Genomic DNA, 18,782 nt, shown 5'->3' on the forward strand with positions numbered 1-18,782 from the left:
AACACCCGCATCGGACGCCCCCCAACCCGCGCGCAGGCTACCTGAGCGCGGGCAGGAGTCGAGATGGGGCGTGACCTGGGATGAGGGCTATCCCGCCTCTGGTTCCGATCGGCTCAGGCGGCGTCCCGCGTGAGCGGGACAATCCCTCCGATCTCGTCCCCGACCTCCTGCTGCAAGGTCGCGAGCTCGAACTCGCGCTGGAGGTTGAGCCAGAACGCTGGCGTGGTGCCGAAGTAGCGCCCGAGCCGCAGCGCCGTGTCGGTCGAGATCCCAGTCTCCTCCGTCGCGATCCGCTCGATGCGGGTGCGTGGCACGCCGCAGGCGCGAGCGACGGCGCCGGCCGACAGGTTGAGCGGCACGAGATACTCCTCCCGGAGGATCTCGCCGGGATGGATGGGGCTCGCGATCTCCTCGATCTGAGTGAGGTCGAGGGCGCGCAGTTCGGCGAGGGTCGTAGTCTCGGTCATCGCTGTGACATCCGTGTCGGTAGCGTGGCGGCGGTCGGTCAGTGGTAGTCCGTGAATTCGACCCGCTCCGGACCGGCTTCGGTCCAGACGAAGCAGAGCCGGAACTGATCGTTGATGCGGATCGCGTGCTGTCCGGCGCGGTCGCGCTCCAGGGCGTGGAGCCGATTGCCGGGCGGCGAGCGGAGGTCGTCCAAGCTCTCGGCGGCGTTCAAGGCAGCGAGCTTGCGCTGCGTCGCCTTGAACAGGTCAGCCGGAAAGCCCTTCGGGCGCCGGCCCTGGGCCACCGTCTCAGTCAGGCTGTCGTGAAAGCTCTGGATCGCCACGGGGCCGCTCGCTTCTGAACGACTGATGTATCGCACGATGATACGTACCGGTCAAGAATTTTGTATCATCGAACGATACATCGTGTTTGGGGGATGAATGTCCTGGCGCGACGAGCTTCAGCCCGCCTCGTTCCGGGGCGTGCCCTTCCACGTGGCGGCCAACACCCGCGGCGGAGGCCGGCGCGGCTTCACCTACGAGTTCGCCAAGTCTGACCGCTCGCTCGACGAGGACCTGGGCCGGCGCGTCACCCGTTGCACGGTCACCGCCTACCTGATCGGGCGGTTCTATCACGCGGACGCGGACGCCTTGGAGAACGTGCTGACCCGCGAGGGCGGTGGTCAGCTCGTCCTGCCGATCCTCGGCGCGCAGCGGATGCGCTGCGAGATCTACAATCGCCTCGAGCGGAAGGAAGAGGGCGGCTTCGCGGTCATTGAGATGACCTTCGTGGCCTCGAACGTCGCCGCGCTCGTGCCGACCGAGAACACGCAGGCCGGCGTCGCCGCCCAGGCGCAGGCCACCGGCGACGCGGTCGATCTCTCTGCCGGCAACGACGCCGATTGGGTCTGATCCGATGACGCCGACCCAACGCCGCCTCGGGACCGCTGCCCTGCGAGCCGTGCTCGACGCGCTGCTCGCCGCCGGCGGGGACCGCGCGGGCCAGCCCGGCGCCGATCTGCGCCGGCTCTGCGGCGCGCTCGCCACCGAGGCGCCGGCCCGCGTTCAGGCCTCGACCTTCTCGGCGCCGCTGCGCGCCTGCTTCCAGGCGGCGACCGCCGCCGGCGCCACGCTCGACGGCATGGACCGGGCGCGAGCCGCCGCGCTCACCGTCGCATCCAGCGAGAACGCGGTGCTCCGGGTCGTCCAGACCGCGGTGCGCTTCGCCCTCGTCGAGATGTGCCTGATCTCGGCCGCCACCGTCTTCACCAGCCGCCAGGACGTCGACGCGACGCTCGCCCGGCTCAACGCCGCCTTCGGCCCGGCCGAGGATTTCGCGGCAAACCAGTTCAACAACCGGGTTTACCGCGCGCTGGTGGCGCTCCACGCCGCAGCGACCCGCGACCTGACGCAGCGGGCTCGCCCGCTGCCCCGTCTGACCACCTACGCCTTTTCGGCCCGCGTGCCAGCGCTGACGCTCGCCAATCGACTCTATGGCGACGGCGGCCGCGCAGGCGAGCTGATCGCGGAGAACCGCGACGTGGTGCATCCGCTGTTCATGCCGGCCGTCGGCCGGGCGCTCTCGGCCTGATCCATGCCCTCGCCCGACCTGCTCTGCGAGGTGCGCACCGAGCGCGGCACCTACCGAGACTGGCTGACCGTGTCGGTGGCCCAGTCGATTGACGGCGGTTGGCAGCGGTCGTTCTCGCTGACCTGCGCCGAGCCGAGCGAGAAGCTGCTGCAGGCGCTCGCGCCCGGCACCCGCGTCGACATCGCGCTCGCGGGCCAGCCTGTGATCACGCAGGGCTACATCGCCCGGCGGCAGGCGGCCTACGACGCCAACCGGCACGGCGTGCAGGTTTCCGGCTTCTCGAAGGCCGACCTGACGACGCGGGCCTCGGCTGAGGGCGGGACCGGCCAGTACCGCGGCTACACGCTCGAGCAGATCGCCAACGGCGAGTTGAAGCGGCTCGGCCTCAAGTTCCGGCTGGAGAACCCGCCGGCCGGCGCGAACGAGCCGTTCACCCAAGTCATCCGTCGCTACGGCGAGACGCCCTACGACATGATCTCGCGGCTTTGCCGGCAGCGCGGCGTGTGGCTGCGCGCGGAGGCCGACGGCACCATTGTCGGCGGGACGAAGGGAGGCGGCGTACCGACCTTCCCGGACGTGTTCGAGGAGGGGGTGAACATCCTCTCGGCGAACTGCGCTATGGAATGGCTGGCCGCGTCCGGATACGTCGCCACCGGCCAGCATCCCGGCTCCGACAACCTGTTCGGGAAGAAGGCCGCGGAGATCTCGGCCAAGACGACGCTCGGCGAAGGGGGGCTCCCCGGCCTCAACCGACGTGTCCTCGCCGAGATGCCGCTGTCCGAGAAGGAGTTGAAGCTCCGAACCGAAATGGAGGCGCAGGCGATCATCGCCTCGACGCTACGGGTCTCGCTCTCTTACCAGGGCTGGCTCAGCCCGACCGGCAAGCTCTGGAGCCTGACCGACTACGTCACGGTGAAGAGCCCGATGCTGTTTCCCTTCCAGGGCGGGCTCATGAACCTGCGGCTCTGGGGCTACGCCTACACGCAGACGCCCGAAGGACAGACGGCCACGGCGATCGAGCTCGTGAACCAGCAGGCCTTCAACCTGAAGAGCGTGGACGGGCAGGCGCCCTCTTCGTTCGAGCCGAACTTCTCCGAGCCCCAGCCCGAGGTCGCCACGTGAGCCAGTCGAGCACGCTGCGGTCCGGCGGCGACGACGCGGCGCGACGCTCCTATCTCGGCGTCTCGCGAGCAACCATTGTCCAAGCCGACGACAAGCCGAAGATGCAGGAGCTCACCGTCCGCGCTCGCGTGTCCGAGCAGTGGACCAACGTCGAGCACTGGCAGGGCTACGGCAGCACCTACGTCCCCCTGCCGCCGGACAAGGATGGTGAGGCCGAGGTGCTGCTGGCCTATCTCGGCGGCAGCCCGGACCATCCCGTTGCCATCGGCGTGGCCGACCGCAGACACCGCCCGAAGGACCTGAAGCCCGGCGACGTCGCCCATCACGATCACCGCGGGCAGTCCACGGTGTTCTCCGAAAAGGGTGTCACGCACCGCAGCCCGCTGACCATCACGCACGAGACGGTCGACAAGGACGGCAACGTCACCTCGTCCGTGGTGCAGGAGCCTTCGGGTAAGGTCACGATCAAGAACAAGGGCGGATCCAGCATCGTGATGGACGGCCCGAACATCACCACCAGGCCCGGCGCCGGCGGCAAGCACGTCATGGACGGCGACGTCGACGTGAAGGGCTCGGTCACCGCGTCGAAGACGATTGCCGGGCAGGCCGTCACCTCCGGCGGGCAGGCCGTCCGTACGGTCTGAGGAGCCCACCATGGCCGACGTCCGCCTGACGCAGCAGGGTGCCGCGCCGCAGGCGGTGTCGATCGACCTGCTCCTGACCGCAGCAGGCCAGCTCGACACCAGCCAGGAACTCGCCACCGCGGTGACGATCGCGCTGCTGACGGACGGGCTCGCCGCCGAGGACGACGAGTTGCCCGACGCGCGCGACCCCAACCGGCGCGGCTGGTGGGGCGACCTCGACGCGGGTCCGATCTGGGACGGCTGGCCGATCGGCTCGCGCCTCTGGCTGCTCCAGCGCACCACCATCACCGGCGCCGCCGCCCGCAAGGGCGCGACCACGGCGCAGGTCAAATCCTACATCCTCGACGCGCTCCAGCCCTTCGTGGACCGCGCCATCGCCACCCGTCTCGACGTCGAGGTCGTGCGGGCCGGCGCCGAGCGCATCGAGGCCAGCATCGTCATGTGGCGCGGCGGCGACCGCATCCTGGACCTGCGCTTCGCCGACCTCTGGGCCGGCATCGCCGTCGCCGCGCCCCTGGAGGCCTGACCCGTGCCCTGGCAGACCCCGACCCTCAGCGAGATCCGCCGCACCAACCGCGACAACCTCGCCGCCTTCCTGCCGGGTGCCGACGCCTCGGTGCCGAACTCGGCGCTGCGCGTCCTGTCCGACCAGAACGCGGGCGGCGCCTACCTCAACCTGCTCTACCTCGACTGGCTGGCCAAGAACCTGCTCCCGGACCAGTCCGAGGGCGTCTTCCTGGACCGCTGGGCCGACATCCTGTTCGGCGGACGCAAGGCGGCGACCTTCGCCGCCGGCCGCCTGACGGTGACCGGCACCGCCGGCACGCTGCTGCCGGCCGGATCGGTCTTCTCGACCTCGGATGCGGTTCAGTACCAGACCGCCGCCGACATCCGCCTGTCGGCCGCGGTGACGCCGGTGGCTGTGACCTGCCTCTCGGCCGGCGCGCTCGGCAATCGCGAGCGCGGCGCGAGCCTCACCTTGTCGGACGCGGTCAGCGGCATCGCTGCCCAGGCCACGGTTCTGACGATTGCGGGCGGCGCCGATGCCGAGTCCGACGAGGACCTGCGGACCCGCATCCTGCTGCGCATCCGCAACCCGCCGATGGGCGGGCGCGACATGGATTACGTCCAGTGGGCGCTCTCCCTCGCGGGCGTGTCGCGGGCATGGTGCAGCCCGATGGAGATGGGGATCGGCACGGTCACCGTGCGGGTCATGTGTGACGATCTCCGCGCGTCCGCCAACGGGTTCCCGAGCCCGGACGATCTCGCCATCGTGCGGGCCTACATCGACACCGTGCGGCCGGTGACGGTCGCCGATTACTTCGTGCTCGCGCCGATCGCCTACGGCCTCGACATCCGGATCAAGAACCTCTCGAACGACACGCCGTCGATGCGGTTGTCCATCGCCGCCGCGATCCGGGCCATGCTCGCCGAGCGTGCCGCGCCGGGAGCGACAATCTACGCCGCCTGGGTCTCGGCCGCGATCTCGGAGGCCGTCGGCGATGGCTCGTTCGAGCTCGTCTTCGCGGACGCCGTGATGCCGTCGAAGGGGCACATGGCCGTGCTCTCGCCCGGGCCCGGTATCTCGTATCCCTCGCTTGTGGCCGGAACTGCCTGATGAGCGACCGGCACGTGCGTCGCGACGGCGCCGACTACGCGCAGGCCTTCGCCGACCTCCTGCCGACCGGGGAGGCATGGTCGCGCGAGCCCGCCAGCGCGCTGATGCAGCTCGTGCGCGGCCAGGCCGAGATCTGGGGCAGCACGGTCGATGCTCGCGCCGGCGACCTGATCGAGATCGAGAGCGATCCGCGCTTCACGCTCGAGCTGCTCGGCGAGTGGGAGCGAGCCTACGGCCTGCCGAGCCCGTGCATTCCGGTCGTCCAGACGGTGCCGGAACGGCGTCAGGCGCTCGTCAACCGGATCCGCGAGCAGGGCGGGCAGTCGCGCGCCTTCTTTATCGGTGTGGCGGCGAGCCTCGGCTACGCGATCACGATCACCGAGTACACGGCCTTCCAGTTCGGGCTCTCCAGCTTCGGGGGACGGCGCGGGCGGCTGAACCCCGGCGCGATGCGGTTCTGCTGGACGGTGCGGGTCACCGGCCAGCGCCTGACCCGCTTCCGGTTCGGTGCGTCGAGCTTCGGGCGCGATCCGTTCTTGTCGATCCGCCGCGCCGAGGACCTCGAATGCCTCTTTCGGCGGATCAAGCCGGCGCACACGCAACTCTTCTTTGACTACGCCGGCCCCGCCCCGACGGTGACGACCGAGCGCTTCAGCTTCGGCGCCTCGACATTCGGCGGCGATCCGCTCCTGCGCCTCACCCAGGCCTGAGACCTCCACTCCCGGAGACATCCCTTGCGCAAGCACTATCCGCTCAACGCCGCCGGCGCTGAGGATGCCGGCCTGTTGCCGTGGACCGACGGTGTCCCCGCGACGGGCGTCGAAGGCTCCTATCCTGGCCACGCCCTCATCACCGACACCGAGGCCGAGGTTCTTGCGGCCGCCGCTGCCGCCGGCCTCGTCGCCTCGGGCACCGATCTGACCCAACTCGCGCAGGCGATCTCGCGCGGGATCTACGTCGGCGGCTTCACCGGCTCGGCGAACGCACTCGCGGCCTCGCTCCCGAACTCCGTGGTGTTCCCCTCGCTGCTCCCGGGCATGCGCTTCCAGGGTATCGCCCTGGCGACGAACACCGCCGCCGTCACACTGACGCTGTCCGGCTTCGCGACCCCGCCCGGCTCTCTCGGCCTCCTGCGCCGCAACGGCGGCGCGATGAAGGAAGGCGACCTCCCCGTGGGAGTGCCGTTCTCGTTCGTCTTCGATGGCGCGGCCTACCGCATGGCCGTGCCGGTCCCTTCGGAGATCCGGGATGTGGCTTCCCCGGCCTCCACCGCTCTCTGGCACTCCGGCGTCGTGGGCGGCACGATCAGCGCGGTGACGGCGACGGTCTCGCCCGCGATCACGGCCTACGAGGATCGCACCCCGATCCTTCTGTCCTTCCCCAACGGCATCGCGAGCGGCGCCACGGGAGCGCTCAACGGCCTCGCGCCGATCCCCTTCCAGCGCAACGACGGCTCCGCGATCCAGAGCACCGATATCCCGCCGGGCGCGCAGGCCGCGTTCTCGGTCGTCGGGACGGGCGCCCTGCGGCTCATCGGGGTCGGTCGCGGCGAGATCCAGCGCATCGTGATCAACCCGACGCTCTTCGTGCGGATCGACGGCAACGACGCCAACGACGGGCTGTCGAACACGGCCGGCGGCGCCTTCCGCACCATCCGCGCAGCGCTCATGCGCGGCACCTCGCAGTTCAACTTCGCCTCCTCGGCGCTGAACGTGCGGCTGGGGCAGGCAGGCGAGTACGAGTCCCCCGGCGAGGTTCCGCGCGGCACCGGCACGATCAACATCGTCGGCGACGCGGCTGCCCCCGGCTCCTACATCGTCACCGGCGCTGGCCAGCCGGGACAGGGTTCGATTCAGGTCGCCGGCCCCGTGAACTTCGACGGGCTTACCCTGCGCAACACCGGAGCGCAGTCCCATACGCTCGCGGCGACGTCGAGCGGTCTCGCGATCGTGTCGAACGTCCGCTTCCAGAGCACGCAGGCCACCGCAGGCTCGCACGCGTTCACCGCCGGCGGGGACATCGTCATCGCCTCCGGCTGTTCCATGGAGGGCAGCGCGGCCTGCGCCCTCAACGCGAGCGACGGCAAGGTCTCGGTCAGCACCAGCGTCACGCTGCAGATCCTGGGCACCCCGACCTTCTCGACAGCCACGGCCCGCGCCTTCGGCGGCGGCAAGGTCGATGCCCTCGCCGGCAGCTCCGTGACGGGATCGGCCAACGGCAAGCGCTACGAGACCGCGGTCTACGGGATCATCACCACGAACGGCGGCGGCGAGAACTTCTTCCCCGGCTCGACGCCGGGTACCCGAGACAACGGCCTGTACCTGTGAGGGATGCCATGGCGCCGATCTACACGCCCTTCGACTGGTACTGGCACGCCGAGGACGGACGCCTGTTCGGCTCCAAAGCCGGCAAGGTGATCGCCGAGGGCGACGCGAGCTTCGTGGCTTGGTCGGATGCCGGTGGCGTTCCGACCGTCTGGCCCCGCGACGCGACGGGCGCGCAGACGCAGGCGGCCCTTGATGCCGTGCTCGCGGCTGCGGGTCCGACGTCCCAGCCGTCAATCACCTACAAGGCCGATCTCTGGCGCCGCTGCACCGACGAGGAGGCCGACGCGATCGACGGCGCACTCAAGGCGGCACCGGTCCGCCAGCGCCGCCTCTTCGAGGACGCGCAGTACCTCGACCATGCGGACGAGTCCTTCGTCTTCGCCCGCGCGGCTCTAAGCGAGCTGTTCGGCGAGGCCCGGGCTGCCGCTCTCCTCGCCATCTCCTGACGCCACGAGGCCGTCGTGACGAGCATCCTCGCGCTGACACCGCGCCTCGGCGTCAACATCACGACCTTCTCGAACAGCGCCTGGATCGACACGTTCCCCTTCCAGGTCGCGGGGGCAGCTGCGGGCTATCCCGGCCCGGGCAACTTCGGGCTCGGCTCGGTCACGGTGACGTCCGTCGCTCCGCAGACCCCGCTCGGCACGCACCAGGTCGAGGTCGTCGAGGTCGCCGCCGGGGAGGCGCCGCGCTTCACCGTGCACGCTCCCGACGGCACGATGACGGGGATCGGCCGGACGGGATCAGCCATCGTTGCGGGCGGGATCGGGTTCACGTTGACGGAGGGCGCGAAGCCGCTCGTCGTCGGCGACACCTTCCTGCTCGGCGTCACGCCCGCCCCGCGCGACATCACGGGCTGGGGATTCGCGCTGATGCTCCGCCGCGAGGTCGATCCCGACACGGTCTGTCTCTCCGCATCGACCGGCGCGGGCACCATCGCCAACGGCGGCGTTACCGGGCAGGCGGGCATGCGCGTGCAACTCGCCACGATGCGGGCGCTCGCGCCCGACACCTACCTCTACGACCTGATCGCCTTCGCCGAGGGCTACGACGTGCTCGCTTACACCGGAACGCTCCGGCACGTGCAGGGCATCACCGTCCGCGCTTCCTGACGGAATCTCCACATGCCGTTCGATACCGCAACTGGCACTTTCCTGGTGCCCGGCCCCGCAGGCGCGTCCGCTTACGAGGCGTGGCGAGGCCTTGGCAACGCCGGCACTGTCGAAGACTTTCTCGCGACGCTCGTCGGAGCCCAGGGGCCGGCAAGCACAGAACCGGGACCTGAAGGCAGGCCTGGTCGAGACGGCGCGGGATCGGTCACGACGCGTATCGCGTCCGCACCGATTCCGCCCTGGACCGCCGTTGTCGCCGATGGGGTCAGCAACTGCCTGCCGGCTGATCCGTTCAACGAGGCGCACCGCGGGCGGGTCTTCGGGATCACCGCCTATGGCGGGGGCGTCGGGTCGTCGGTGGAGATCCAGAACACCGGAGACTTGACCGGACCGGCCAATGCGTTCGAGGCGCAATCCGTCCAGTTCATCGGGCAAGGGGGCGTGCTCGCACCGTCAGCGCCCGTCGGCGCCATGTGGCGGCAGCCGGTGGCGACCGTCGTCTCGAATGGGCACGTCGTCGTTCAATTGGGAGAGGCCTCGCTGATCTACGACGCCCTCGACGCGATGCTCGGAGAGGGCGGCTTCTCGGCGCCCTGCCCGCTCGACCGCGGCGCCTCCCTGAGCGAGACCGGCTACGTCACCTCGGCGGCCAACGCCCGCGCGCTTATCGCCGCGCTTGCCGGCACCGTGCCCGCCGACCTGCCGCCGCGCCGTGGCCAGTTCCTGCGCGCGCTCGAAGCCGCACTGCCCGGCAGCATCGCCACGCTCTTCAATGCCGTTCCGACCGACCTAGCCGACCCGATCAACACGGCGTGGTCCCACACCATCGGCGTGGTGCCAGCCTGTCGCCTCGCGCAATTCGCCAAGACGACGCTCGGCCTCACCGACGCGCAGATTGCCGCCGCCATCGCCGCCGCACGATCCATCCAGGAGTGACTATGCTGCGACACGTCCTTGCCCTCGTCATCCTGGTGGCGGCTGCGCTCCACGGCACTCCCGCGTGGGCGCAGACCGCTTTCACCCAGGTCGAGATCGGCCTCCAGAGCGCGGGTACCTGCCCGCAGTTCGGCGTGCGCGACCGGGCGAGCAAGGCCATGGTGCCGCTCGGATGCGTGAACGCGGGCGCGTCCGGCCCGAGTTTCACGATGACGCCGGGCATCGTCTCCATGCGTGGAACGCTGCCCGCCGCCGACCTCTCGCTGGCCGGAACGCACAACCCGCCCGCCGTGATGCTTGGCGCCGGCAACCGGGTTAGCTTCTGCCCTGAATTGTCGTGTGTGCGCGGGCCCTACGACGGCTCGGTGGTGCCGGCCTTTTTCGACCATCAGCGGGCAAGCGTCCTGATCTCGGGCCCGTCCCAGCTCGGGGGGCAGGCGCAGGAGCAGCTTCTCGCCGTCATCGGAACCGCGGCCACGGGCAGCGTGACGGCCTGGCAGGCCGGCAAGGCCTACGCGGCCGGCGACGAGGTCAACCGGGTGAACCCCAACGAGACGGGAGCGGTCTACCGCGCCCGCACGGCCGGCACCAGCGGCGGCAGCCCGCCGCCGGCGGACCGGCCGAACGCGCTGCCGTTCCTTTTCAACGATGGCGGCGTGACCTGGGAGTGGATCAACGATCCCGTGCTGGCGGCCAAGGCATCCCTCTACGTCGAACAGAAGGTGAAGCCCGGCGCCGGCGGCACCTGGGCGCAGGCCACAAACGTCCTTCTCGACACGGGCCTGAAGCCGAGCTTCCACGTCAACACCGAGATGGACATCGGCAACAACAGCGGAACTGATTGCGGCTTCGGCAACGGCGATTGCTTCAATCTGTTCGTCCGCTCCGGCGGCACGAACATGCTGACCGGCAACGTCCAAATCGAGAGCGTGCCCCACGGCCCGCCGCACGCGGCCTATTTCGGGCTGCGCATCACCGGTCCTCGCACGGCCAAGCTCGCCGACATCGTCACGGACAGTTCCGGGGCTATCGGCCTCGGCATCTGCTCGACCGGAACCGATGTCTGCACGCACTCGACCGCCAGCATCAACGACAAGTCCGTATCGCCGGTGGGCTTGAAGCTGGAGGGCAGCTATGCCGCCTTCGCGATCCAGACCCCGGGCTTCACGGTCGATCCGAGCGGCTTTGCCAAAGTCACCGGCCTCAACGTCCTGACCGGCACACCGGGCTCGTCGAGCGCGTCTTGCTCGGCCGGCGACCTGCGCTTCGACGGCAACTTCGTCTACGCCTGCGTGGCCGCGAACACGTGGAAACGTGCCGCCCTGACGAGCTGGTGACGGACGCGCGCCGTCCGCGTGCCGTCTCGGCCTTCACTCCAACTTACTTCAGGGCGCACCCATGACCGATGACGGTCTGTTTCTTCGCCTGCTCACCGGGCGGGGCGTGCCGGCCGACGCGCGCGCGCTCGGCGTGCTCGGCGGCGTGCTGCCGGGCACGCCCCTGATCAGGAGGGGGCGCTCTACGACGGTCGGCACTGTGCTCGCGAATGCAGCGCAGCTCGGCCACACGCAAGTGCTCGATGTGGACTACCAGTGCGTCGACGAGGACGTCCAGGTCGGCATCATGACGCTGACCGCGCCGCGGGTCGTCTCGCTCCCCGACGTGGACGATTATCCACTCGGCCAGGATCTCGTCATTGCCGACGAGAGTGGTGTCTGCTCGGATGTGCGCACCATCACGATCCAGCCCGGCCCCGACACCGGCGATATCATTGGGGGCGCCGATGGGGCTACCACCATCGTCCTGTCCAGCCCCTACCAGGCCGTCCGCTTCCGCCGCGGCGCCGCCAACTTGTGGATCCGCCTGTGATGAAGCGCTTCCTCGCCCCCGTCCTCGCCCTGATGGCTCTGGGCGCGCCTGCGCTCGCGCAGACCCGAGCCCTGCCGCCCGGTGAGATCCGTGCCAACGGTGACATCACGTTCGGCAATACGCTCAAGCTCGGCCGGCGCGAGGGCACTAAGACCGTCATCACGCCGGACACGCTCCAAATCCTCGGCTCGGGCTCGACTGGTGACGTTTCCGCGATGACGGCGCGGCGCTCGGGCACGGGTGCCGTCCCGCGACCGCTCTCCGATCGGGACACCCGCTCGGTCAAGGATTACGGCGCCAAACTTGATGGCTCCGACGATACGGCGGCCTTTTCCCAGGCGCGGTCTCAGACGGCGGCCGGTGGCACGATCGAGGTTCCCGAGGGGCGATTCAACGCTCTGGCTGGCGGAGGGCCGGCAACCCCGATCCTGTGGCGCCTGCAGGGCAACACCTATGACGGCGCCACCCCGGTGGTTTCGATCGGCAAGGATACGGTCGAGACGACGCTCCACGGCCGGAAATACTTCGGCGTGGGCGCGACAAACCCCGATGAAGCTCCGGTCCTGCGGGTTGATCAGACCGTCACGCACTCGGGCGGAACCGGGGGGGCGGTCGTCAACGCTCTGAAGATCAATCAGACGCTCGGTGCCGCCTCGCTCGATAACTATGGGTGGGCCTTCAACGCGACTTTGTCGAGCAAGGCCTACGGCACCGGCCAGCACACCGCGTCGTCGGCCCTTGCCGTGCGTCCGCCCGATGCTCTGAGCGACGGAAAGGGGCAGCGGGCGACGATCTGGGCCGATTACAAGGAGGCCACCAGCCAGACCGGGCAGCCCTCGAACCTCGATGGCCCGCTCGTGATCGGCGAATGGGATATGTACGCCAACGGCGCCGATCCGGGCGGCATCCGCCTCGGCCTGCACATGCTGTTCAGCAGGTATAATCCGGCCGGCGCCGCGATGGGGATCAACTCCGCCATCGGCATCGGAACGAACGACACGGGCTCTATCCTCAGCCGGAGTTATGCCCGCAAGATCCTTAACAACGAGCTTAGCTTCACCGAGGCCGGAATCGACTTTTCTCAGGCCACAGCCATTGGCGGCGCTCCCGTTCTTCGGATGGCGGCGGGCCAGGACATCGCCTGGGAGGGGTCGGGCTCCCGCGTCACGCGGTGGGTTGATGGTTTCTGGCAGACGCGGGTCGGCGGGATCGAGATCCACCGCCTGACCGACAGTGGCGAGACGGGGCAGTTGGGGCGGGCGCAGTTCCCTTACTTCAATGCCCCTGACAGAACGGCCCCGGCCAACACTGCGGACGCGATTGGCACTGTCGGCGACGTCATCTTTTCTGGCACTTTCATGTACAGAAAGACGTCGTCGGGCTGGCTCAGGGTTCAGATGAGCACATTCTAGGCAATCCTAGAGTTATGCTGTTGCGGCATTTCTACGGTTGCCATGTCACGCCGTCCCGCACGATGCGGGGCGGCGATCCTGCAATCACGCAGTTCGCCGGGAAAGACTTGTTGGAGATGACGGTGTTCGATCCAACAATGCATTCGCGCCCAACATGGGAGCGCGGCCAGAACGACACCATCTTTGCGCACCACACTCGGTCCTCCAATACGATGTCGCCCGGCGGGTTGATGCGCTCCCCGCTATTCAAATCGATAATCTTGTGAACGTGCGAAGTGGAGAAGTTGCAGCCATCCGCGATAAGGCTGCCGCTCCCAACGGTTATATTTCCAGACTCGTGTGCGTGCATCCGCGATAGGCCGTTAAAGCCGACGCCATCTCCGATCGTTATGCGACATTCGGCAAAAGAGACGATTTCCAATCCGTTTAAAACACAATCGTCTCCAATGCAGACCCGCGCGCCGCCATGCAGCGAAATCCTAAGTTCGTGCCCCAGAGTCGATCTTCCGATCTTAATATAATTATTATCGCCCGTAACGGCCACCGAACCAAAGCAATACCGCAAGGTATCGGGATGAATTTCGATATAATTTGTATCGTAGTCACTGCACGCCACCGTCAAGGGCATTCTTTGTTGCCTCCGCGCCTATAGCGGCAGCCTACCGGGGACGGCTTCCGAGAAGTAACATGCGATATTTGCTCGCTCTCTTCTCGTAGCCGGCTCCGCCATTCTGACTTGGATCGCGCCGCGATCAAGGCCGCGTCCACCTCATCACCGGAGCCGACCATGACCACGTCCCCCGACGCGGGCGCTTTCGCGCGCCTGGACCGCGCCAAATTCTTTGACGCGATCCGCCCCCTGTTCGCGAAGGGTCGCCTCTCGCAGTCCCAGGTCGACGGGCTCAATCGGCTCCTCGACGCCTTCTTCGCCTACGCACTGATCCTCGACCGGCGCCACCTCGCCTACATCCTGGTCACGAGCTTCCATGAAACGGGCCAGCGCATGCAGCCGGTCCGCGAGGGCTTCGCGGCCTCGGACGCGGCGGCACGCAAGGCGGTCGCTGCGCTGTTCGCCAAGGGCAAGATCAGCCGCAACTACGCGCTCCCGAACGCCCGCGGCCTGTCCTTCTACGGACGCGGCGACGTGCAGCTCACGCACGAGGCGAACTACGTCGCGATGGGCAAGCTGCTCGGCGTCGATCTCGCCGGCGATCCCGACCGCGCGCTCGACCCGGCCATCTCGGCGCGGATCCTGATCGAGGGCGTCACCCGCGGCGCCTCGCTCAAAGGCGACTTCACTGGCCGAGCGCTCGAGGACTTCATCGCCGGCGACCGCTGCGACTACGTCGGCGCCCGGCGCACCGTGAACGGCACCGACCGGGCCAAGGACATCGCCGGCTATGCCGAGCGCTGCGAGGCGGCCCTGGTCGCCGGCGGCATGCCGCTGATCGCCGCCCGCCTGCCCGGAGCCCTTGGCGCGGCGCCCAGCGCCCTCGTTGCGGCCCCGGCGCCCGGCATCCTCTCCCGTCTCGTCTCCGCCCTCACCCGGAAGGCCGCCTGACATGCTCAACGCGCTTCGCCGCCGCCTCCGCCGCGGCCTCGCCGCCACGCGCGGCTACCGGATCTATGCGGCCTCGGTCGCGCTGGCCGCGATCGATCTCGGCCCCGACCTGCTCAACGCGATCGCCGGCGTCGACTGGTCCCCGCTTCTGCCCGAGGGCTGGGGCGTGCGTGCCGGCGGTTGGCTCGCCGTCGCCCGGCTCGTCGCGCCGATCGTGAAGGCTCGCCTGCGCAAGCCGCCGGCCGCCCCGATGGGTGGGCCCCGCTGATGCTCGGGCTGATCCTCGCCGCCGTGCCGGGTCTACTCGGTAAACTCCTCGACTTCGCGCAGAAGCGCGCCGATTCCGACCGTGCCAAGCACGAGGCGGATGTTGGCGCCGACGTCGCGACCAACGCGCAGATGTTCCAGGCCTGGATCGTCGCGCAGCAGCAGGTGGCGGCTGCCCGCAACGCGGATCGGGCCTCGCTCCTCACCGCCTGGATGATGCCGCTCGCCTTCGGGCTCGCCATCAGCCACTTCGGCGCCGTCACCTTCGATTGCTACCCCTGGCCCGACATCCCGCTCGGGCGGTGGACGATCCCGGCGCACGCCGTCGGCTCATGGCGAGTCGCGGCCATGCCCGGCGAGTATCTGGAGATCCAGAAGACGATCATCTGGGCCGGCGTCGGTCTGATCGGCCTTCTCGGCGTGAAGAAGACCTTCGCTCGCTGACACCGACGCTTGAGGGCCAAGGCCGCTTGCCTCTCACAGAACGCCCCCTGTGAGGGGCGACCTCGCGCGAACCGGATAGCCGGCGCGCCGCCCATGGGGGCACCAATGTTCTCGACCATCCTTGAACATGCCAAGACCGGGGCGGCCGCGCTCGGCGTCGGTGGCACCTTCTTGGCCGCTTACACGTCGCTCGGCCTGCCGCTGCCAGCGAGCCAGGCATTCGTCGAGACGAAGGTCGCCACCGTGGTGAAGTCGATCGACGACTCGAACACGGCGACCGCCCGGAAGATCGACGGGCTCGCCGCCACCACGCTCGAACTCCAGCGGCAGGCGATCGTGCAGCAACGCGCCCGCCTGCGCTTCGAGACCTCGGCCAACGCCTCGCTCTACCCAAAGGCCGAGGGCGTGCGGCGCGTGACCCTGGAGCGGCGTTCGGCCGAGATCCAGGACGAGATGACCGAGCTCGACCGAACCGATGAAGATCTACGGACACGCATCACGAAGCTACGACAGCCGTGAGGGCTCTGTTCATCGGCTGAACTGAGCCGTTAACATCCGTCAGCACACCGCCCCGGGGCTTCGGCCTCGGGGCCATTTTTTTGTGAGCGGCGTCGGGCCGCCACTGGCTTCCAGCTTATCAGCGGCTAGCCGATTGATTGACCATCAGTGCTCATGGACAGAATACTGCACCAAATACACATCATTGCCACCCTCGAAAGCGTGGCTAATTTTAAAACGAATATTGTACTTCGCGTTGGGACCGAATTGCATAAGATAAAAGGAGCCTGGCATGGCAGCTTGTGCGCCCACGCTGGCGTCCAAATTGAATGTTGGCGCAGATTCTCCCTTATTAGGATCAAAAACATGAATTATAAACGACGCATCAGACAGCAATATCGTCGCTGACCGCTCTGACGCATGAAAAAAAAGGTGCCAGAGCTTACAAGGGCCTTATTGCCTATTACGACTTCTGGAAGCATTTCGAGTTCCCCCGTGTGAAGCGCGCAAGCATCGCGCTCTTAGAAACTATGGAATGATTGTGCGACGACGTGTTGATCCCGGGCAACCCCGCTAGATCGCGCCGTAGGCGGTTTCTTGTGGTTGGCCTGGCGCCCGCGCCGGCCGAGGAGCCGTTTTGAGCCTATTCTCGTCGCTCACCGAACCGCGATCTCGCGCTCAGCGACGACGACCTTCGCCGCTTCGGTCGGATGCCGCTCCACGATGCGCTTGATCCCGTAGGGCCGCAGCTTGTCCCAGGCCGCATCACTGCCTGACATCAAGGCGCGGGCGAGCAGGTCGGCCGCCTCCTGCCCGCCGTCCCTGACGGCCGTCGCGCTGTCGTTGTTGATCTCGACGATGGTCCGCATGGTCATGCCGCCTGCAGGCTGTCGGCGAAGTCGTCCGGCACCTCGCCGTATTGGCCGAGGATGGTTGCGCTCTCCAGTTCGCCCGTTTCGTCGTCGGCCACGATCTGCAGAGCGGCCGTTCCCGGCATGCGCGCAGCCATGGCTTCAGCCCGCTTCAGCGCGCCGCTGCCCGTCGGCGAGATCTGCCGATCGCCGGGCACCAGGCGCTTCCGCTTCAGCACGAAGGTCTGCACGAGGAACGTCGTCTTCATGGCCATGGTGCTTTCCTCAGGCTGCCAGTGCCGGCAGGAAGCCGGCCTCGTTTGCGATCTCGTCGAAGCCGAACGTCATCACGTGCTGCCCGTAGGCGTCGTGCACGTCGACGATCCAGGCGGACCAGTCGACCGGCGCCGCGCAGCCCTGCATCAGCTCGAGCGCCACGCACGCGCAGACCGGGCGGAGGTCCGCATCCGATACGGCGCGCCCCTGCAAGTCGAAGACGACATCGGTGCCGTCCGTGCAGTGGAAGTGGCAGCGCTCCTGCGACATCATCATCACCCCTCCGTCCCCGTTATCCACAGGTGCGAACAGCTGTTTGCGCTTGGTCGATCGAGCCGATTGAACTGGCAGCGCGCGTGCTGTTTGTTCTTCATCTGTTCTAACGCAGATGGGGGCTCGGGTGAGGCTAAACAGGGTCGCAGAGCTACCCTCCGAAGGTTTTTCCACAGTTCGTGTGCCGCTGATGGGACCGGCGCTCTGCGCCGGGTTTCCCTCGCCCGCTGACGACTTCGTGGAGAATGCCCTGGAGCTGCCGCGCTGGCTCGTGCCGAACCCGCCCGCCACCTTCCTCTGGCGCATCGCCGGCGACAGCATGCGCGATGCTGGGATCTTCGACGGCGATCTCGCCTGCGTCGATCGCAGCCTCAAGCCCGGTCACGGTAGCGTCGTGGTGGCGGCGGTGGACGGCGAGATGTCGATCAAGCGTATGGTCGTCGAGGGCAACCGGGCGCGGCTCGCCTTCGACAATGCGGACCTGCCGGTCTACGCGCTCGAGGAGCTGGCCGATGCCGCTGTCTGGGGCGTGGTGCGCTTCACGATCCGCTGGCACGCCGCCCGCGGCGGGCAGAGCCGATGAGCGGCGCCGACGCCCGCCTTTGTGACCGGATCGGCGGCGGCCGCGCCCTTGCGCTCATCGACGGCAACAGCTTCTACTGCTCGTGCGAGCGCGTGTTCGACGCAAGGCTTGCCCGCGTGCCGGTGATCGTTCTGAGCAACAACGATGGCTGCGCCATCGCCCGCACCGCCGAGGCCAAGGCGCTCGGGATCAAGATGGGCGACCCCTACTTCAAGATCCGCGGGCTTTGTGAGGCTCAGGGCGTGCGCGTATTCTCCTCGAACTACACCCTCTACGGAGACATGTCGGCGCGCATCAACGCGATCTACCGCGATGCCACGCCCGATGTGGAGGTCTACTCGATCGATGAGAGCTTCCTCGACCTGACCGCCTTCATGCGCCGGGATCGCGTGGCGCTCGCCCGAGACATCCGCGCCACCGTGCGGGCGTGGACCGGCATCCCGACCTGCGTCGGCATCGGCCCGACCAAGACGCTCGCCAAGCTCGCCAATCACATCGCGAAGACGGTGCCCGAGCTCGACGGCGTGTGCGACCTGACCGAGCCGGCGGCTTACGAGCACTGGCTCTGTCGGATCCACGTTGGCGAACTGTGGGGCGTCGGCCGGGCCTCGCTGCCGAAGCTTGAGGCGCTTGGCATCGACACTGTTGCGGACCTGCGCGACATCGACCCGCGGCCGGTGCGCAAGGCGCTGACGGTGGTGGGCGAGCGCATGATCCACGAGCTGCGCGGCGTGTCCTGCCTCGGGCTCGAACTGGTGCCGGCCCGGCGCAAGGGCTGCGCGGTGACGCGCTCGTTCTCCGGTCGGGTGACAGAGCGCGCCGAACTGGAGCAGGCGGTAGCCGCGCACGCGACGCGCGGTCGTGTCCGTCAATGAGGTGGAAATTCGGGGTGGAGTTGGAGCGGCCATCGGTCAGGCGGCCTGAGGTGGAATTGCTGTGAGGGTGTCGTCGA

At 68.3% G+C, this 18,782-nt stretch carries 25 protein-coding genes and 1 pseudogene; 20 read left to right on the forward strand and 6 right to left on the reverse strand.

The window, feature by feature from the left end; genetic code table 11:
- Window positions 1–113: 113 nt before the first annotated feature.
- Together HNR01_RS26080 and HNR01_RS26085 are read right to left on the reverse strand one after the other, a co-directional pair.
- Entirely contained in the window at window positions 114–467 is a 354-nt protein-coding gene (locus tag HNR01_RS26080) for a HigA family addiction module antitoxin (protein WP_183670765.1), read from the reverse strand.
- A 38-nt stretch (window positions 468–505) separates the two neighbouring features.
- The gene (locus HNR01_RS26085; RefSeq protein ID WP_309236242.1) at window positions 506–790 is read right to left on the reverse strand and encodes a type II toxin-antitoxin system RelE/ParE family toxin; all 285 of its coding nucleotides are present in this window, start codon (window positions 788–790) and stop codon (window positions 506–508) included.
- A gap of 97 nt (window positions 791–887) precedes the next feature.
- On the opposite strand from HNR01_RS26085, the gene HNR01_RS26090 reads away from it, so the two are divergent.
- The 14 genes from HNR01_RS26090 to HNR01_RS26155 all read left to right on the forward strand — a co-directional run bounded on the left by HNR01_RS26090 (window position 888) and on the right by HNR01_RS26155 (window position 13,077).
- Window positions 888–1,358, forward strand: coding sequence for a DNA circularization N-terminal domain-containing protein (locus HNR01_RS26090; RefSeq protein WP_183670767.1), 471 nt, complete (start codon window positions 888–890; stop codon window positions 1,356–1,358).
- A 4-nt stretch (window positions 1,359–1,362) separates the two neighbouring features.
- On the forward strand, window positions 1,363–2,037 hold the full coding sequence (locus HNR01_RS26095) for a hypothetical protein (RefSeq protein ID WP_183670769.1): 675 nt from the start codon (window positions 1,363–1,365) through the stop codon (window positions 2,035–2,037).
- Window positions 2,038–2,040: 3 nt separating this feature from the next.
- Window positions 2,041–3,159 carry a phage baseplate assembly protein gene (locus HNR01_RS26100; RefSeq protein ID WP_183670770.1) on the forward strand — a complete coding sequence of 373 codons (1,119 nt, stop codon included), beginning with the start codon at window positions 2,041–2,043 and terminating at the stop codon, window positions 3,157–3,159.
- Complete coding sequence (locus HNR01_RS26105; protein ID WP_183670771.1) at window positions 3,156–3,803, forward strand: phage baseplate assembly protein domain-containing protein; 648 nt, start codon at window positions 3,156–3,158, stop codon at window positions 3,801–3,803. The genes HNR01_RS26100 and HNR01_RS26105 overlap by 4 nt, the downstream gene beginning before the upstream one ends.
- 10 nt (window positions 3,804–3,813) lie before the next feature.
- A complete protein-coding gene (locus HNR01_RS26110) occupies window positions 3,814–4,329 on the forward strand; it encodes a phage GP46 family protein (protein WP_183670772.1) in 516 nt (171 codons plus the stop codon).
- A gap of 3 nt (window positions 4,330–4,332) precedes the next feature.
- The gene (locus HNR01_RS26115) at window positions 4,333–5,421 is read left to right on the forward strand and encodes a baseplate J/gp47 family protein (RefSeq protein WP_183670774.1); all 1,089 of its coding nucleotides are present in this window, start codon (window positions 4,333–4,335) and stop codon (window positions 5,419–5,421) included.
- On the forward strand, window positions 5,421–6,131 hold the full coding sequence (locus HNR01_RS26120; RefSeq protein ID WP_183670776.1) for a YmfQ family protein: 711 nt from the start codon (window positions 5,421–5,423) through the stop codon (window positions 6,129–6,131). Before HNR01_RS26115 ends, HNR01_RS26120 begins: the two co-directional genes overlap by 1 nt.
- A 24-nt stretch (window positions 6,132–6,155) precedes the next feature.
- Window positions 6,156–7,748, forward strand: a complete 1,593-nt coding sequence (locus tag HNR01_RS26125) for a hypothetical protein (protein WP_183670778.1) — start codon at window positions 6,156–6,158, stop codon at window positions 7,746–7,748.
- 8 nt (window positions 7,749–7,756) lie between these two features.
- Window positions 7,757–8,194 carry a hypothetical protein gene (locus HNR01_RS26130; RefSeq protein ID WP_183670780.1) on the forward strand — a complete coding sequence of 146 codons (438 nt, stop codon included), beginning with the start codon at window positions 7,757–7,759 and terminating at the stop codon, window positions 8,192–8,194.
- Between the two features lie 15 nt (window positions 8,195–8,209).
- Window positions 8,210–8,860 carry a hypothetical protein gene (locus HNR01_RS26135; protein WP_183670782.1) on the forward strand — a complete coding sequence of 217 codons (651 nt, stop codon included), beginning with the start codon at window positions 8,210–8,212 and terminating at the stop codon, window positions 8,858–8,860.
- 381 nt (window positions 8,861–9,241) lie between these two features.
- Window positions 9,242–9,796 (forward strand): hypothetical protein, encoded by a 555-nt coding sequence (locus HNR01_RS27395; protein ID WP_198580579.1) that lies wholly within the window; start codon window positions 9,242–9,244, stop codon window positions 9,794–9,796.
- A 2-nt stretch (window positions 9,797–9,798) separates the two neighbouring features.
- On the forward strand, window positions 9,799–11,133 hold the full coding sequence (locus HNR01_RS26145; protein WP_183670785.1) for a hypothetical protein: 1,335 nt from the start codon (window positions 9,799–9,801) through the stop codon (window positions 11,131–11,133).
- A 61-nt stretch (window positions 11,134–11,194) separates the two neighbouring features.
- Entirely contained in the window at window positions 11,195–11,665 is a 471-nt protein-coding gene (locus tag HNR01_RS26150; protein WP_183670787.1) for a hypothetical protein, read from the forward strand.
- Complete coding sequence (locus HNR01_RS26155) at window positions 11,665–13,077, forward strand: hypothetical protein (protein WP_183670789.1); 1,413 nt, start codon at window positions 11,665–11,667, stop codon at window positions 13,075–13,077. The genes HNR01_RS26150 and HNR01_RS26155 overlap by 1 nt, the downstream gene beginning before the upstream one ends.
- A gap of 31 nt (window positions 13,078–13,108) precedes the next feature.
- Here the strand turns inward: HNR01_RS26155 and HNR01_RS26160 are convergent, their stop codons facing one another.
- Entirely contained in the window at window positions 13,109–13,705 is a 597-nt protein-coding gene (locus HNR01_RS26160; protein ID WP_183670791.1) for an LbetaH domain-containing protein, read from the reverse strand.
- Window positions 13,706–13,864: 159 nt separating this feature from the next.
- Here HNR01_RS26160 and HNR01_RS26165 point away from each other — a divergent pair, with 159 nt between their 5' ends.
- The 4 genes from HNR01_RS26165 (at window position 13,865) to HNR01_RS26180 (ending at window position 15,868) form a co-directional block, all read left to right on the forward strand.
- The gene (locus tag HNR01_RS26165) at window positions 13,865–14,638 is read left to right on the forward strand and encodes a glycoside hydrolase family 19 protein (RefSeq protein ID WP_183670793.1); all 774 of its coding nucleotides are present in this window, start codon (window positions 13,865–13,867) and stop codon (window positions 14,636–14,638) included.
- Window position 14,639: 1 nt separating this feature from the next.
- On the forward strand, window positions 14,640–14,906 hold the full coding sequence (locus HNR01_RS26170) for a hypothetical protein (protein WP_183670795.1): 267 nt from the start codon (window positions 14,640–14,642) through the stop codon (window positions 14,904–14,906).
- On the forward strand, window positions 14,906–15,349 hold the full coding sequence (locus HNR01_RS26175; protein WP_183670797.1) for a hypothetical protein: 444 nt from the start codon (window positions 14,906–14,908) through the stop codon (window positions 15,347–15,349). The genes HNR01_RS26170 and HNR01_RS26175 overlap by 1 nt, the downstream gene beginning before the upstream one ends.
- Before the next feature lie 105 nt (window positions 15,350–15,454).
- Complete coding sequence (locus HNR01_RS26180; protein WP_183670799.1) at window positions 15,455–15,868, forward strand: hypothetical protein; 414 nt, start codon at window positions 15,455–15,457, stop codon at window positions 15,866–15,868.
- Window positions 15,869–16,503: 635 nt separating this feature from the next.
- Here the strand turns inward: HNR01_RS26180 and HNR01_RS26185 are convergent.
- Genes HNR01_RS26185 through HNR01_RS26195 form a run of 3 tightly spaced genes read right to left on the reverse strand, consistent with a single transcriptional unit; the run spans window position 16,504 to window position 17,250 of the window.
- Window positions 16,504–16,722: a hypothetical protein gene (locus HNR01_RS26185; protein ID WP_246417668.1), complete on the reverse strand. Its 219-nt coding sequence runs from the start codon at window positions 16,720–16,722 to the stop codon at window positions 16,504–16,506.
- Window positions 16,719–16,973: a hypothetical protein gene (locus HNR01_RS26190; protein ID WP_183670801.1), complete on the reverse strand. Its 255-nt coding sequence runs from the start codon at window positions 16,971–16,973 to the stop codon at window positions 16,719–16,721. The genes HNR01_RS26185 and HNR01_RS26190 overlap by 4 nt, the downstream gene beginning before the upstream one ends.
- A gap of 10 nt (window positions 16,974–16,983) precedes the next feature.
- On the reverse strand, window positions 16,984–17,250 hold the full coding sequence (locus tag HNR01_RS26195; protein WP_183670803.1) for a DUF6894 family protein: 267 nt from the start codon (window positions 17,248–17,250) through the stop codon (window positions 16,984–16,986).
- A 124-nt stretch (window positions 17,251–17,374) separates the two neighbouring features.
- On the opposite strand from HNR01_RS26195, the gene HNR01_RS26200 reads away from it, so the two are divergent.
- Window positions 17,375–17,830, forward strand: coding sequence for a LexA family protein (locus HNR01_RS26200; RefSeq protein ID WP_375373208.1), 456 nt, complete (start codon window positions 17,375–17,377; stop codon window positions 17,828–17,830).
- A pseudogene (locus HNR01_RS26205) lies at window positions 17,827–18,687 on the forward strand (Y-family DNA polymerase); the annotation flags it as partial. The gene HNR01_RS26200 and the pseudogene HNR01_RS26205, both read left to right, overlap by 4 nt.
- Between the last annotated feature and the right edge of the window lie 95 nt (window positions 18,688–18,782).

Origin of the sequence: Methylorubrum rhodesianum, assembly GCF_014199985.1 — a bacterium.
Taxonomy (GTDB): Bacteria; Pseudomonadota; Alphaproteobacteria; order Rhizobiales; family Beijerinckiaceae; genus Methylobacterium; species Methylobacterium rhodesianum.

What these genes read in the sequence shown, in the direction of transcription:
- HNR01_RS26080 (WP_183670765.1), bottom strand. Translation starts at nt 467, where the DNA reads ATGACCGAGACTACGACCCTCGCCGAACTGCGCGCCCTCGACCTCACT.
- HNR01_RS26090 (WP_183670767.1), top strand. Translation starts at nt 888, where the DNA reads ATGTCCTGGCGCGACGAGCTTCAGCCCGCCTCGTTCCGGGGCGTGCCC.
- HNR01_RS26095 (WP_183670769.1), top strand. Translation starts at nt 1,363, where the DNA reads ATGACGCCGACCCAACGCCGCCTCGGGACCGCTGCCCTGCGAGCCGTG.
- HNR01_RS26100 (WP_183670770.1), top strand. Translation starts at nt 2,041, where the DNA reads ATGCCCTCGCCCGACCTGCTCTGCGAGGTGCGCACCGAGCGCGGCACC.
- HNR01_RS26110 (WP_183670772.1), top strand. Translation starts at nt 3,814, where the DNA reads ATGGCCGACGTCCGCCTGACGCAGCAGGGTGCCGCGCCGCAGGCGGTG.
- HNR01_RS26120 (WP_183670776.1), top strand. Translation starts at nt 5,421, where the DNA reads ATGAGCGACCGGCACGTGCGTCGCGACGGCGCCGACTACGCGCAGGCC.
- HNR01_RS26130 (WP_183670780.1), top strand. Translation starts at nt 7,757, where the DNA reads ATGGCGCCGATCTACACGCCCTTCGACTGGTACTGGCACGCCGAGGAC.
- HNR01_RS26145 (WP_183670785.1), top strand. Translation starts at nt 9,799, where the DNA reads ATGCTGCGACACGTCCTTGCCCTCGTCATCCTGGTGGCGGCTGCGCTC.
- HNR01_RS26150 (WP_183670787.1), top strand. Translation starts at nt 11,195, where the DNA reads ATGACCGATGACGGTCTGTTTCTTCGCCTGCTCACCGGGCGGGGCGTG.
- HNR01_RS26155 (WP_183670789.1), top strand. Translation starts at nt 11,665, where the DNA reads ATGAAGCGCTTCCTCGCCCCCGTCCTCGCCCTGATGGCTCTGGGCGCG.
- HNR01_RS26160 (WP_183670791.1), bottom strand. Translation starts at nt 13,705, where the DNA reads ATGCCCTTGACGGTGGCGTGCAGTGACTACGATACAAATTATATCGAA.
- HNR01_RS26165 (WP_183670793.1), top strand. Translation starts at nt 13,865, where the DNA reads ATGACCACGTCCCCCGACGCGGGCGCTTTCGCGCGCCTGGACCGCGCC.
- HNR01_RS26170 (WP_183670795.1), top strand. Translation starts at nt 14,640, where the DNA reads ATGCTCAACGCGCTTCGCCGCCGCCTCCGCCGCGGCCTCGCCGCCACG.
- HNR01_RS26175 (WP_183670797.1), top strand. Translation starts at nt 14,906, where the DNA reads ATGCTCGGGCTGATCCTCGCCGCCGTGCCGGGTCTACTCGGTAAACTC.
- HNR01_RS26180 (WP_183670799.1), top strand. Translation starts at nt 15,455, where the DNA reads ATGTTCTCGACCATCCTTGAACATGCCAAGACCGGGGCGGCCGCGCTC.
- HNR01_RS26185 (WP_246417668.1), bottom strand. Translation starts at nt 16,722, where the DNA reads ATGACCATGCGGACCATCGTCGAGATCAACAACGACAGCGCGACGGCC.
- HNR01_RS26190 (WP_183670801.1), bottom strand. Translation starts at nt 16,973, where the DNA reads ATGGCCATGAAGACGACGTTCCTCGTGCAGACCTTCGTGCTGAAGCGG.
- HNR01_RS26195 (WP_183670803.1), bottom strand. Translation starts at nt 17,250, where the DNA reads ATGATGATGTCGCAGGAGCGCTGCCACTTCCACTGCACGGACGGCACC.